Raw genomic sequence first — 13270 nt, forward strand, 5'->3', positions numbered from 1 at the left:
TGCGGTTAGTGGTCACCAGCGGAACGGAGACTTTGCCTTTCAGCTTGCGCGTTACCCAGCTGAACGCCGCACGCGGCACCGGCGTGGCGATGGTGGGGATGCGCGCTTCGTGCCAGCCAATCCCGGTGTTGATAATGGTGGCACCGGCGGCTTCAATCGCCTGCGCCAGCTGCACGGTTTCGTCGAAGGTGCCGCCGCCTTCCACCAGGTCGAGCATCGACAGGCGGAAGATGATAATAAAATCCGCACCGGCACGTTCACGCACCGCGCGCACCACCTCCACGGCAAAACGCATGCGGCGGGCATAGTCTCCACCCCATTCGTCGTCGCGCTGGTTGGTACGTGCGGCGAGGAATTCGTTGATCAGGTAGCCTTCTGAGCCCATCACCTCCACGCCGTCATAGCCCGCTTCACGCGCCAGCGCGGCGCAGCGGGCAAAATCGTCGATCAGCGCCAGGATCTCGTCATGGCTGAGGGCATGGGGAGTAAAGCGGTTAATCGGTGCCTGAATAGCCGAGGGGGCAACCAGGTTCGGCTGATAGCTGTAGCGCCCGGTATGCAGAATTTGCAGGGCGATTTTGCCGCCCTCGTTGTGAACCGCGTCGGTCACCATGCGGTGGTGCGGCAGTTGTGACGCATCATTCAACACCGCGCCGCCCTCCATCGTCACCCCGGAAGGGGCAGGGGCTACGCCGCCAGTGACAATCAGCGCCACCCCGTGGCGCGCGCGCTCGGCATAGAAGGCTGCCAGACGTTCAGCCCCGTCCGGACGCTCCTCCAGCCCGGTGTGCATTGAGCCCATTAACACGCGGTTTTTGAGGGTAGTGAACCCCAGATCGAGAGGGGCGAATAACGACGGGTAGCGGCTCATAGTCTCTTCCAGTGTAAAATTATTGTTATGTGGTCGGATGAGTTACTAATTTAGCCAGCGGCGGCAGAAAGGTAAAAGCGGGATCGAATGATTGTGATAGATCTCAAAGAACTTCACCCCTCACCCCGGCCCTCTCCCCAGAGGGGAGAGGGTGAAAGGCCGCACGGAGCAGTCCCATCTCCCCAGAGGGGAGAGGGTGAAAGGCCGCACGGAGCAGTCCCATCTCCCCAGAGGGGAGAGGGTGAAAGGCCGCGCGGAGCAGTCCCCTCTCCCCTCTGGGGAGAGGGTTAGGGTGAGGGGCGTGTGTCGCGCATTAGGCCCGGCGCCTGCCACATCGAGGTTGTCAGCCCGCTGTCCACCAGCCCGAGCTGGTCCGCGTATACCGCCTGCCATTTCTGCATCATGCCGTCGTACAGCTCCCGGTGCGCCGGGTTTGGCGTGAACTCGCGGCTCCACTTCACCAGCCGCTCGCCCGTCGAGGCCATATCCGCGAACAGCCCCGCGCCAGCTCCTGCGGCAATGGCGCAGCCGAGCGCCGTTGCCTCTTTGACTTCTGGCACGCGCACCGGCAGGCCGGTGACGTCGCTTAAAATCTGGCTCCACAGGGCGCCCTTTGCGCCGCCGCCGGCAAACACCAGGCTCTCAAACGTCACGCCGGAGAAGCGCGAAATCTGCGCCAGGTTGCAGGCCGAGACGATCGCCGCGTTCTCCTCCAGCGCACGGAACAGCGTCGCTTTGTTGCACTTTTCCGGGTCAATGGAGAGGTTAATAAACGACGGCGCGGCGTGGTACCACTGTTTGAAATGCATCGCGTCGGAGAAGATCGGCATCACCCCGTGGGAGCCCGGCGGGACGCGGCTCGCCATCTCTTCGAGCAGGGAGTAGGGGTCCATTCCCATGCGTTCGGCAATCAGCTTCTCTTCGGCGCAGAAGGCGTCGCGGAACCAGCGCATGGTCAGCCCGGTAAAGAAGCTGATCGACTCTGCCTGCGCCATGCCGGGGATAACGTGCGGGTTTACGCGGATGTTCATCTCAGGGTCGGTGCGCACCTGCGGCAGGTTCACCACCTGTTGCCAGAAGGTGCCGCCCAGCACCGCCGTTTGTCCGGCGCGCACCACGCCCAGCCCCAGACAGCCCAGTTGCACGTCGCCGCCGCCCATCACCACCGGGGTGCCCTCGCGCAGGCCGCTCTGTTGTGCGGCTGCTTTGGTGATGGCCCCCAGCACGGTGCCGGTCTCTTTTACCGGGGAGAGGATATCGGCGCGCAGCCCGGCCATGTCGAGCAGCGCCGGACGCCAGTCGCGGGAGAAGAGATCCAGCATGCCCGTCGTGCCCGCATTGGACGGGTCCACCGCCAGCTCGCCGGAGAGCTTCGCCGCCAGCCAGTCGCTGATCATAGTAATGGTGGCGGCTTTACGATAAATATCCGGACGATGGTGCGCCAGCCACAGCAGGCGCGGCATGGCGCTGAGGGCAAGCGTCTGGCCGGAAACGTCATACACTTCGGATTCAAACCGGTAATCGTGGATCTCTTTGAGTTCAGCTACCTCTCGGCTGGCGCGGGCGTCGACGTTGGCGCAGGCCCAGATAGCCTCGCCGTTGCGGTCGTACAGCACAATCCCTTCGCGCATCGAACAGCAGGCGACGGACTGAATATCCGCCGCGCTCAGGCGCGCGCGCTCCAGCGCCTGATGAATACACCGGCAGGCCAGCTGCCAGTTGGTGTCGAGGTCGAACTCCATCGAGCCCGGCACGTTCTCGACGCTCAGGTGTTTCCACTCGGCCTGGCCAACGGCAATCTGGTTGCCCTGCAAATCGAAAATAACGGCGCGAACGCTGCCTGTCCCTGCATCTAACGCTAAAAGGTAACTCATGAGCATGCCTCATTGTTAGCGCAGGGAGGGCTCTTAAATGGCCAGAGCCAGCACCGCGCGGGCTGTCGTCTCTTCCGTCACCAGGCCATTAATACGGCGGCCCTTAAGTGCGGCATAAATCGCATCGGCTTTCTCTTCCCCCCCGGCCACGCCTACGATGGTGGGCAGCTGTGCCAGTTCATCGAGCGTGACGCCCAGTAGTTCTTTGTGGATCTCCAGCTCCTCGACGCATTCCCCTTCGGCATTGAGGAAATAGCCAAGGATATCGCCGACCGCGCCCTTGCGGGCGTACATCAACTGTTCACCTTCGCTGATATAGCCGGAGCGCAGTATCGTCGCGTCACGGCGCTGGTTCACCGAGCCAATGCCGACCACCGCCACGTCAGCGGCGGTGGCGGCGAGGATCACGTCCCGCACGCTGGTTTCGCGCTTTAAGATCCCGGCGACTTCAGCGGATGACACGCGAAGCGGGGCAGGGATCATGCTGACGCTACAGGCCGCATCCAGCTGGCCGATACCGGTCATATACGGCCCCACACCGCCGGAGAGCGTCACCAGGCGGATCTGCTGTGAGCTAATAAAGCCGCTCAGGTGTTGCAGGCTGCTCATGGTGGTTTCACCGAAGCCCACCGCTAACAGCTGGCCGGGCTCCAGCACGCCCATCAGCGACTGGGCCGCGCCAATGCCTAACCGCACGTTCATCGGCGGCGTATTCAGGGCGGGCATCACGCGCACCAGCTTCAGGCCAAATCGTTGTTGCAACTCGGTTTCCAGCGCCAGGCAGCCCTCGTAGCGGGAGTTGATCTGCACCCGAATCACCCCCGACTGACGGCCCTTCTCCAGCAGGCGGGAGATCTTCAGGCGCGGCAGCCCGAGCCGCTCGCCGATGTCGTTCTGGGTCAGCCCGTCGTGGTAGTAGCACCAGGCCACGCGGGCCACCAGCTCCTCTTCCGCCAGCGCCAGCCCGGCAAACCGTCCTTCTTCCGCAGTGCGTTTATCGCTCATAGTTGAACTCTTATAAAAATTTAGATCATATGTTCGTAATGGCGCGAAGGGAAAATGTGAGCCACGCGACAAAACGGATCTTTTCGATCCTTTCTGGATTATCTGTATCTCAATCGATAAAACTGTGATCCCTGCACGGTTGTAAATATAGTTCACCGTCTACGCTTTTGAACATTATTAAATCTAAAAATCATTTGTTCAATAGCGGAGCGATGATGACACCACTTCTCGAGGCACGTGACATCTGCAAACAGTTCTCTGGCGTGCCTGTGTTAAAAGGCATTGATTTCACGCTGCTTGCTGGGCAGGTGCATGCGCTGATGGGCGGTAACGGCGCGGGAAAATCGACGTTGATGAAAATCATCGCCGGGGTTGAAACGCCGGATCGCGGTGAGCTTTCGGTTGCGGGCGAGTCTTTTGCACGGCTTACCCCGTCGCAGGCGCACCGGTTAGGCATTTATCTGGTGCCACAGGAGCCGCTGCTTTTCCCCAACCTGACGGTGCGGGAAAACATCCTGTTTCGTCTGCCGCGCGAACGAGATCGGGAAAAGCGGCTGGCGGAGAAACTCCAGCAGCTGCAATGTCAGCTTAATCTTGATGCCGCTGCCAGCACTCTGGAAGTCGCGGATCAGCAGATGGTGGAGATCCTGCGCGGGCTGATGCGCAACGCCAGAATTCTGATCCTCGACGAACCCACGGCATCGCTCACGCCGGGCGAGACCGAACGCCTGTTTCGCCAGATCCGCGCGCTGCAGGATCTCGGCGTTGGCATTGTTTTTATCTCGCACAAGCTGCCGGAAATTCGCATGCTTTCGAGCCACGTCTCGGTGATGCGCGACGGCGCGGTGGTGCTGAGCGGCGAAACCGCGCACTTTGACGATAACGCCCTGATCGCCGCGATGACGCCGGTCAGCCGGGAAAAGTCGCTAAGCGATACGCAAAAGCTGTGGCTGGCGCTGCCGGGCAACCGCCGAACCCAGGCGCAGGATTTCCCGGTGCTGCGGGTGGAGGATCTCACCGGGGAAGGGTTTATCGATCTCAGCCTTGAGATTTACGCCGGGGAGATCGTCGGTCTGGCCGGGCTGGTGGGGTCCGGGCGTACCGAGTTTGCCGAAACGCTTTACGGCCTGCGTCCGGTACGCGGCGGGCGGGTGTGGCTGGAGAACCAGGAGATCACCGCCGATCCGGTCAGTTCCCGTCTGGAAAAAGGGCTGGTTTATCTGCCGGAAGACAGGCAGGTGTCCGGCCTGTTTCTCGACGCGCCTGTCCGCTGGAACACGGTGGCGCTGAACGAGCCGTCGCTCTGGCAGCAGCGAAAGCGGGAGTCTGCGGTGGTGGAGCGTTACCTCCGGGCGCTGGGGATCAAGCTCAACCATGCGGATCAAACCGTGCGCACGCTCTCCGGTGGTAATCAGCAGAAGGTGCTGCTGGCGCGCTGCCTGGAGGCTAATCCTTTATTGCTGATCGTCGATGAACCGACGCGCGGCGTGGACGTCTCGGCGCGCGCCGATATTTATCAGCTGCTGAAAAGCGTGGCGGCGCAGAACGTGGCGGTGCTGATGATCTCAAGCGATCCCGATGAGTTTCCCGGCCTCGCGGATCGGGTGCTGGTAATGCATCAGGGCGTGCTCAGCGGCGAGCTGCCGCGCCACGCCGTCAGCCTCGACCGGATGATGGCGCTGGCGTTTGGAGGGCAATCATGAAGATCTTACTGAAAAACCGCGAGCTGAGCGCGTTTCTCGCCATTCTGGCGCTGTTCGCCGTGCTGGTGGCGCTGAACCCGTCGTACCTGAGCTTACAGACGCTGGGGATGATCTTCGCCAGCTCGCAGATCCTGATTTTGCTGGCCATCGGCGCGGCGCTGGTGATGCTGACCCGTAATATCGACGTCTCCGTCGGCTCCACCGTCGGGCTGTCCGCCATTGCCGTCGGCGTGGCTCTCAACAGCGGCTACAGTCTGCCCGTTTCCATTCTCTTCGCGCTGACGATTGGCGCGCTGGCGGGGGCGTTCAACGGTTTTCTGGTGGTGGGGCTGCGCATTCCAGCGATTGTCGCCACCCTCGGCACGCTGGGGCTGTACCGCGGAGCGATGCTGCTGTGGACCGGCGGGAAGTGGATTGAAGGGCTGCCGCCGGGGCTGAAATCCCTCTCTGAGCCTGCCGCCGTCGGCATTTCTCCGCTCGGCATTGTGGTGTTGATAATCGTGGTTACAGGCGCGTGGACATTGTCGCGCACCGCCTTTGGCCGTGATTTCTACGCCGTGGGGGATAACCTCGCCGCCGCGCGTCAGCTGGGCGTGGCGGTGAACCGCACCCGCATGATCGCCTTTACCCTCAACGGCATGCTGGCGGCCTGCGCCGGGATCGTCTTTGCCGCGCAGATAGGCTTTGTGCCCAACCAGACCGGCAGCGGGCTGGAGATGAAAGCCATCGCTGCCTGCGTGCTGGGGGGCATCTCGCTGCTGGGCGGCACCGGCACGCTGGTCGGTGCGTTCCTCGGCGCGTTCTTCCTCACCCAAATCGATACCGTGCTGGTGCTGTTCAGGCTCCCGGCGTGGTGGAACGACTTTATCGCCGGGTTGGTGCTGCTGGGCGTGCTGGTGCTCGACGGGCGGCTGCGTCAGGCGCTCTCACGGCATCAGCGGGCGCTGAAATACAGCCGTTTCCAGCCGGGTAACAGAGGGGGAAAGCACGTCACCCCGCTTCCCAAACGCAACAAAGAGGTGGCGTAAATGAGGCTTAACTGGGAAAGCGCGCTGCTGATTTTACTGGTGCTGGAGATCCTGCTCTTCGGCGCCATCAACCCGCGCATGCTCGACATCAATATGCTGCTGTTCAGCACCAGCGACTTTATCTGCATTGGTATCGTGGCGCTACCGCTCACGCTGGTGATTATCAGCGGCGGGATCGACATCTCCCTCGGCTCAACCATCGGCCTGTGCGCTATCGCGCTGGGGGTGATGATGCAGGCAGGGTGGCCGATGGCGGTCGCCATCCCGCTGACGCTGCTGCTCGGCCTGCTGTGCGGACTGTTGAATGCGGCGCTGATCCACTACACCGGCATCAGCCCTTTAGTGATCACCCTCGGCACGCTCTACCTCTACGGCGGCGGGGCGCTGCTGCTCTCCGGCATGGCGGGCGCGACGGGCTACGAGGGGATCGGCGGCTTTCCGGACAGCTTCACGGCGTTCGCTAACCTCACGGTGTTGGGCCTGCCGATCCCGCTGGTGCTGTTCGCGGTGATTACCGCTTTCTTCTGGCTGATTACCCATCGCGGGCGCTTTGGTCGACATCTGTTTTTAATTGGCCAGAATCCGCGCGCGGCGCGCTATGCGGCGCTGTCGGTGAACGGTATGCCGTATGCGCTGTACGGCCTGGTGGGCGTGGCCTCGGCGACTGCCGCGCTGGTGATGGTCTCCTATTTCGGCTCCGCGCGTTCGGATCTGGGGCGCGATTTACTGATGCCTGCGCTCACCGCCGCCGTGCTCGGCGGAGCGAATATCTACGGCGGCTCAGGTTCGGTTGTCGGTACGGCGCTGGCGGCGCTGCTGGTGGGGTACCTGCAACAGGGTTTACAGATGGTTGGCATCCCCAACCAGGTGTCGAGCGCGCTGTCAGGGGCGCTGCTGGTTGTGGTGGTGATGGGGCGTTCGCTGAGTCTGCACCGTGAATGGGTGTGTTCTCTCTTCAGAAAACTATCCGGAGCGTAAGATGAAAACAAAACTGCTCGTCCTGGCAATGGCCCTCAGCTTCGCTTCGGCGCAGGCGGCGGACCGCATTGCCTTTATCCCGAAACTGGTGGGTGTGGGATTCTTCACCAGCGGCGGCAACGGCGCGAAAGAGGCGGGGAAAGATCTTGGCGTGGGCGTGACTTACGACGGCCCGACCGAGCCGAGCGTCTCCGGCCAGGTGCAGCTGATCAATAACTTCGTCAACCAGGGCTATAACGCCATCATCGTCTCTGCCGTGTCGCCGGACGGTCTCTGCCCGGCGCTGAAGCGCGCGATGCAGCGCGGCGTGAAGGTCCTGACCTGGGATTCCGACACCAAACCGGAGTGCCGCAGCATTTACATCAACCAGGGCACGCCGGAACAGCTGGGCGGCCTGCTGGTGGAGATGGCAGGCAAGCAGGTCACCAAACCGAACGCGAAAGTGGCGTTCTTCTACTCCAGCCCCACCGTCACCGACCAGAACCAGTGGGTGAAAGAGGCGAAGGCCAAAATCGAGAAAGACCATCCCCAGTGGCAGGTCGTCACCACGCAGTTTGGCTATAACGACGCCACTAAATCCCTGCAAACCGCCGAGGGGATCTTAAAAGCCTATCCGGATCTGGATGCGATCATCGCCCCGGACGCCAACGCCCTGCCGGCGGCGGCACAGGCGGCGGAAAACCTGAAGCGGGAAGGGGTGGCGATTGTCGGCTTCAGCACGCCAAACGTGATGCGTCCGTACGTTGAGCGCGGCACGGTGAAAGCCTTCGGCCTGTGGGACGTGGTGCAGCAGGGCAAAATTGCAGTCAATGTCGCCGATCGTTTGCTGAAAAAGGGCGATCTTAACCCTGGCGACAGCGTGGAGGTGAAAGATATCGGGACGCTGAAGGTCGAGCCGAACAGCGTGCAGGGCTACCAGTATGAGGCGAAGGGCAACGGCATCGTGCTGCTGCCGGAGCGGGTGGTGTTCACCAAAGAGAACATCAGCAAATACGATTTCTGACGGGGGAGCAAATGGCTGATTTAGACGACATCAAAGACGGCAAGGATTTTGGCATCGGTACGCCGCAGCAGAATGTGCCGTACACCCTGAAGGGCTGCGGTTCGCTCGACTGGGGCATGCAGTCCCGGCTTTCGCGCATTTTCAACCCGCAGAGCAACCGCACGGTGATGCTGGCCTTTGACCACGGTTACTTTCAGGGACCGACCACCGGCCTTGAGCGTATCGATCTCTCCATCGCGCCGCTGTTTGGCGAAACCGACGTGCTGATGTGTACCCGCGGCATCCTCAGGAGCCAGGTACCTGCCGCGACGAACAAACCGGTGGTGCTGCGAGCCTCCGGCGGTAACTCGATTCTGGGCGAGCTGTCTAACGAGTGCGTGGCGGTGGCGATGGAAGACGCGCTGCGCCTGAACGTCTGCGCGGTGGCGGCGCAGGTCTATATCGGAAGCCCGTTTGAACATCAGTCAATCAACAACATCATCAAGCTGGTGGATGCGGGGGCGCGTTACGGCATGCCGACGCTGGCGGTGACGGGCGTGGGTAAAGAGATGGCGCGCGACGCGCGCTATTTCTCGCTCGCCAGCCGCATCGCTGCCGAAATGGGGGCCCAGTTCGTCAAAACCTACTACGTGGACGAGGGCTTTGAAAAAGTGACCGCCAGCTGTCCGGTGCCGATTGTTATCGCGGGCGGCAAAAAGCTGCCGGAGCATGAGGCGCTTGAGATGTGCTGGCGGGCGATTGACCAGGGCGCGTCCGGCGTGGATATGGGGCGCAACATCTTCCAGTCCAGCGCGCCGCTCGCCATGCTGAAGGCGGTGAAGAAAGTGGTTCACGAGAACATGAGCGCCCGTGAGGCGTTCCAGTTCTGGCAGGAAGAGAAACAGGGAGAAGCAAAATGAACGTGACGCTGGTGGAAATCAACATCAAACCCGAGCGGGTGGATGAGTTTCTGGAGGTGTTTCGCGCCAACCACGAGGGAGCGATCCAGGAGCCGGGAAACCTGCGCTTTGACGTCTTGCAGGACCCGAGGGTGAAAACCCGGTTCTTTATCTATGAGGCCTATAAAGACGAAGAGGCGGTGTTGGCGCATAAGCAAACGCCACACTATCTGGCGTGCGTGGACAAGCTCGAAGAGTTGATGTCAGAGCCGCGCAAAAAACGCTGCTTTGTGGGGTTGTTGCCGGAGTAGCGTTTTGCCCGGTGGCGCTGCGCTTACCGGGCCTACGGAGGCGAGAGGGTGCGGTGTTTGCCCGGTGGCGCTGCGCTTACCGGGCCGACATCTGCAGTATGTTGTAGGCCGGGTAAGCGTAGCGCCACCCGGCGTTTTTTACGCCTCTTCCACGCTCACCCGCAGCGCCGCCAGCGCCTTACGCGCCGCCTTCAGCACCTGCTCACACTGCTCAATGGTGAGCGTCAACGGTGGCTCAATGCGGATGGTTTTCGAGTTGTTGAGCGTTCCCGCCACCAGTACCCGCTGGCGGAACATCTCGCTTGCGAAGCTATAACCGGTTTCGTTATCAACGAACTCAATCGCCATCAGCATCCCTTTCCCGCGCGCATCCTGTACCAAATCCGGGTATTCCCGGCCCAGCTGACGGAAGCCGTCCAGCAGCATGTCGCCTTTTTGCTCCGCCTGCGCAGGCAGGTTTTGCTCCAGCAGCACGTTGATGGTGGCCAGCGCTGCCGCACAGGCCAATGGGTTACCGCCAAAGGTGGTGGTATGTAAGAACGGGTTGTCGAATAGCACCGAGAAGACCTCCTCAGTGGCGACCGTTGCGCCAATCGGCATCACGCCGCCGCCGAGCGCTTTCGCCAGGCATAAAATGTCTGGCTGAACGTTCTCATGCTCGCAGGCGAACATCCTGCCGGTACGCCCCATCCCGGTCTGCACTTCGTCGAAGATCAGCAGCGCGCCAAACTCATCGCACAGCTGACGCACGGCGGGCAGATAGCCCTGCGGCGGGAGAATCACCCCGCCTTCGCCCTGAATCGGCTCCAGGATCACCGCCGCCACGTCGTCGCCGGTTTTACGGCATTCACTCAGCATGGTGCGCATGGCGTTGATGTCGCCGAACGGTACGTGGCGGAAGCCCGGCAGCAGCGGCATAAACGGTTTGCGGAAGGTGGATTTGGCGGTCGCCGACAGTGCGCCCAGGGATTTCCCGTGGAACGCGCCGCTGGTGGCGATAAAGGTGAATTTCCCGCGCGGCGACTGGTACGCTTTGGCGAGTTTAATCGCCGCTTCGACCGATTCGGTGCCGCTGTTACTGAAGAAGCTGTATTTCAGCTTACCGGGCGTTAAGGCTGCCAGCGTTTTCGCGAGCATGGCGCGAAGCGGATCGAGCAGTTCCTGGCTATGGAGAGGTTGTTTCGCAAGTTGATTCTGTACGGCGGAAACCACAACTGGATTACGGTGCCCCACGTTGAAAATACCAAAACCACCCAGGCAATCGATAAACTCCTGTCCCTGGGTGTCGACAAGCGTATTCAGACTCCCCGCTTGCCACTCTACGGCTCCGTAATCCCCGCCGGCGGTAACAGATTTGCGATACTCCAGAAAACCAGGATTCACATGCTCTTTAAAGTAATCAATGACCTCACGGTTAAGTTGTTTCATCTCCTCATGATCAAGCGTTCGCTTTTCAATGAGATTCAGTGCGTGCGCGGTACAGGCAAGAGCCGAGGCGCTGGAAGGTAACCTGTTCAAAATATGCTCCCGGGGATCGCGTATCACATGATACTGAGTTAAGTATTGCAGGGATTACGCCACCTCAGATGCCTTAACAAAAATCGGGATAAACGCCAGGTGAAATCAAAGTTGCACAATATTTAATCATGCCATCGCGCGCCGCACGGGATAAGGGATAACGAGCCGGGGATGGGGTTTCGTCAATTGCACTGCTCCAGGGCAGGAAATGCGCCTTAAGTGTGCGCCGGGGGATAATGCTTTGTAGGTGGTTTCGTGTTGAAAGTATTTTAAATCAATTAATTAGAAAAGCGTACGAAAAGTGCGGTTTAACCGAGATTTGCGATCTCAATCATATTTAACAACTAAAGATAAATTTTTTATCGCCGAAAAAACATAAGCCACAAAATTAACATTCAAATAACCTGCAAGGGATGCTCACTATGTCCTCTCCTGACTATGTCACCCAGAATGAATATCCGCTGGACGATGACACCACGCTTATGTCGACCACCGACCTCCACAGCTACATGACCCACACTAACGACACCTTTGTGCAAGTGAGTGGCTTTACGCTTCAGGAGTTGCTCGGGCAGCCGCACAACATTGTGCGCCACCCCGATATGCCGAAAGCGGCTTTTGCCGACATGTGGTACACGCTGCAAAAGGGCGAGCCCTGGAGCGGGATTGTCAAAAACCGACGTAAAAATGGCGATCACTATTGGGTACGCGCCAATGCGGTACCAATGGTGCGTAACGGCCAGATGACGGGCTATATGTCCATTCGTACCCGCGCCACCGAGGACGAGGTCGCCGCGGTGGAGCCGCTTTATAAGGCGCTCAATGAAGGACGTAGCAAAAAACGCATTCATAAAGGGCTGGTGGTGCGCAAAGGCTGGCTCGGCAAATTACCGGCGATGCCGCTGCGCTGGCGCGTGCGTAGCGTAATGGCGGTACTTTTTGCGGTGATGGCCGCAACGCTGGTTGCCAGTGCCGCAGGCTGGGCTTCGCTGGTGGCGGCAGCCGTGGTGATGCTGCTTGGCACCCTGGTGTTTGAGCAACAGATTGTCCGCCCGGTGGAAAACGTCGCAAAGCAGGCGCTCAGGGTCGCTACCGGCGAGCGTAACAGCGTGCAGCATCTTAACCGCAGCGATGAACTGGGGCTGATGCTGCGGGCCGTCGGACAACTGGGGCTGATGTGCCGCTGGCTTATCAACGACGTCTCCAGCCAGGTGGTGAGCGTGCGCGACGGCAGCGACAGGCTGGCGCAGGGTAATGAAGATCTCAACGACCGCACGCGCCAGACCGTGGCTAACGTGCAGCAGACCGTGGCAACAATGAACCAGATGGCGGCGTCGGTGCAGAGTAACTCTGAGACCGCAGCCGAAGTCGACAAGCTGTCGATGGCTGCCAGCAGCGCGGCCACGCAGGGCGGCACCGTGATGCAGACCGTGGTGAAAACCATGGATGACATTGCCGACAGTACCCAGCGCATTGGCTCTATTACCTCGCTTATCAATGACATCGCCTTCCAGACCAATATTCTGGCGCTGAACGCCGCGGTTGAGGCGGCACGCGCGGGCGAACAGGGGAAAGGCTTTGCGGTGGTGGCGGGCGAAGTGCGTCATCTTGCCAGCCGCAGCGCGAACGCGGCTAACGATATTCGCAAGCTGATCGACGCCAGCGCCAGCAAAGTGCAGTCGGGCGCCGATCAGGTCCACGCCGCGGGACGTACCATGGATGATATTGTCGAGCAGGTGAAAAACGTCACGCAGCTTATCGCGCAGATCAGCCACTCCACCTCCGAGCAGGCTACAGGCCTGACAGAGCTGACCCGTGCCGTGGCAGAACTGGACAGCATTACGCAGAAAAATGCTGACCTGGTCGAAGAGAGCGCGCAGATTTCCGCGATGGTTAAGCACCGGGCCGGACGTCTTGAAGATGCGGTTACCGTGCTGCATTAAGAAATGCATGCTTCGATAAAGCCGTTTATTCCTCCGGGGTAAACGGCTTTTTTGTTTTTCAGAATAAGTTATGTTGTTAATGAAATATTAAGTAACTAAAAAAAGTACCCGATTTTTAATTGCTACGCCCCGAATTTATTGAAAGTGGGAAATAAAAA

General features: G+C 60.2%; 11 protein-coding genes. 7 read left to right on the forward strand and 4 right to left on the reverse strand.

The window, feature by feature from the left end:
- The 3 genes from ACOTX2_RS11230 to lsrR form a co-directional block, all read right to left on the reverse strand.
- Nucleotides 1-871, reverse strand: an 871-nt coding sequence (locus ACOTX2_RS11230; protein ID WP_421625918.1) for a 2,4-dienoyl-CoA reductase FMN-binding domain-containing protein, incomplete at its 3' end; no start/stop codon positions are given.
- Between the two features lie 287 nt (nt 872-1158).
- Nucleotides 1159-2745: an autoinducer-2 kinase gene (lsrK, locus tag ACOTX2_RS11235; RefSeq protein WP_063137977.1), complete on the reverse strand. Its 1587-nt coding sequence runs from the start codon at nt 2743-2745 to the stop codon at nt 1159-1161.
- Nucleotides 2746-2778: 33 nt separating this feature from the next.
- Nucleotides 2779-3750: a transcriptional regulator LsrR gene (gene lsrR / locus ACOTX2_RS11240; RefSeq protein ID WP_022649464.1), complete on the reverse strand. Its 972-nt coding sequence runs from the start codon at nt 3748-3750 to the stop codon at nt 2779-2781.
- 215 nt (nt 3751-3965) lie between these two features.
- Between lsrR and lsrA the strand changes: the two genes are divergently transcribed.
- From lsrA to lsrG, 6 genes are read left to right on the forward strand one after another with little or no spacing between them, the layout of a single operon-like run.
- The gene (gene lsrA / locus ACOTX2_RS11245) at nt 3966-5453 is read left to right on the forward strand and encodes an autoinducer 2 ABC transporter ATP-binding protein LsrA (protein WP_063147863.1); all 1488 of its coding nucleotides are present in this window, start codon (nt 3966-3968) and stop codon (nt 5451-5453) included.
- Nucleotides 5450-6481, forward strand: coding sequence for an autoinducer 2 ABC transporter permease LsrC (gene lsrC, locus ACOTX2_RS11250; protein WP_063147864.1), 1032 nt, complete (start codon nt 5450-5452; stop codon nt 6479-6481). Before lsrA ends, lsrC begins: the two co-directional genes overlap by 4 nt.
- Nucleotides 6482-7459 (forward strand): autoinducer 2 ABC transporter permease LsrD, encoded by a 978-nt coding sequence (gene lsrD / locus ACOTX2_RS11255; protein WP_063843660.1) that lies wholly within the window; start codon nt 6482-6484, stop codon nt 7457-7459. It begins immediately after the preceding gene.
- 1 nt (nt 7460) lies between these two features.
- A complete protein-coding gene (gene lsrB / locus ACOTX2_RS11260) occupies nt 7461-8462 on the forward strand; it encodes an autoinducer 2 ABC transporter substrate-binding protein LsrB (protein ID WP_045308011.1) in 1002 nt (333 codons plus the stop codon).
- Between the two features lie 11 nt (nt 8463-8473).
- Entirely contained in the window at nt 8474-9361 is an 888-nt protein-coding gene (lsrF, locus tag ACOTX2_RS11265; protein ID WP_022649459.1) for a 3-hydroxy-5-phosphonooxypentane-2,4-dione thiolase, read from the forward strand.
- Nucleotides 9358-9651 (forward strand): (4S)-4-hydroxy-5-phosphonooxypentane-2,3-dione isomerase, encoded by a 294-nt coding sequence (gene lsrG, locus ACOTX2_RS11270; RefSeq protein WP_022649458.1) that lies wholly within the window; start codon nt 9358-9360, stop codon nt 9649-9651. Before lsrF ends, lsrG begins: the two co-directional genes overlap by 4 nt.
- 138 nt (nt 9652-9789) lie before the next feature.
- On the opposite strand, the gene ygjG is transcribed toward lsrG, so the two are convergent.
- On the reverse strand, nt 9790-11169 hold the full coding sequence (gene ygjG, locus ACOTX2_RS11275; RefSeq protein ID WP_022649457.1) for a putrescine aminotransferase: 1380 nt from the start codon (nt 11167-11169) through the stop codon (nt 9790-9792).
- 422 nt (nt 11170-11591) lie between these two features.
- Here ygjG and ACOTX2_RS11280 point away from each other — a divergent pair, with 422 nt between their 5' ends.
- On the forward strand, nt 11592-13112 hold the full coding sequence (locus tag ACOTX2_RS11280) for a methyl-accepting chemotaxis protein (RefSeq protein ID WP_063147866.1): 1521 nt from the start codon (nt 11592-11594) through the stop codon (nt 13110-13112).
- The last annotated feature ends 158 nt before the right edge of the window (nt 13113-13270 follow it).

It is taken from the genome of Enterobacter cloacae complex sp. IR5412 (assembly GCF_049237385.1).
GTDB classification, from domain to species: Bacteria; Pseudomonadota; Gammaproteobacteria; order Enterobacterales; family Enterobacteriaceae; genus Enterobacter; species Enterobacter intestinihominis.

Bases quoted from the DNA above. Each gene is read 5' to 3' on its own strand.
- lsrA (WP_063147863.1), top strand. From the start codon at position 3,966: ATGACACCACTTCTCGAGGCACGTGACATCTGCAAACAGTTCTCTGGC.
- lsrF (WP_022649459.1), top strand. From the start codon at position 8,474: ATGGCTGATTTAGACGACATCAAAGACGGCAAGGATTTTGGCATCGGT.
- lsrD (WP_063843660.1), top strand. From the start codon at position 6,482: ATGAGGCTTAACTGGGAAAGCGCGCTGCTGATTTTACTGGTGCTGGAG.
- lsrB (WP_045308011.1), top strand. From the start codon at position 7,461: ATGAAAACAAAACTGCTCGTCCTGGCAATGGCCCTCAGCTTCGCTTCG.
- lsrC (WP_063147864.1), top strand. From the start codon at position 5,450: ATGAAGATCTTACTGAAAAACCGCGAGCTGAGCGCGTTTCTCGCCATT.
- ACOTX2_RS11280 (WP_063147866.1), top strand. From the start codon at position 11,592: ATGTCCTCTCCTGACTATGTCACCCAGAATGAATATCCGCTGGACGAT.
- lsrK (WP_063137977.1), bottom strand. From the start codon at position 2,745: ATGAGTTACCTTTTAGCGTTAGATGCAGGGACAGGCAGCGTTCGCGCC.
- lsrR (WP_022649464.1), bottom strand. From the start codon at position 3,750: ATGAGCGATAAACGCACTGCGGAAGAAGGACGGTTTGCCGGGCTGGCG.
- lsrG (WP_022649458.1), top strand. From the start codon at position 9,358: ATGAACGTGACGCTGGTGGAAATCAACATCAAACCCGAGCGGGTGGAT.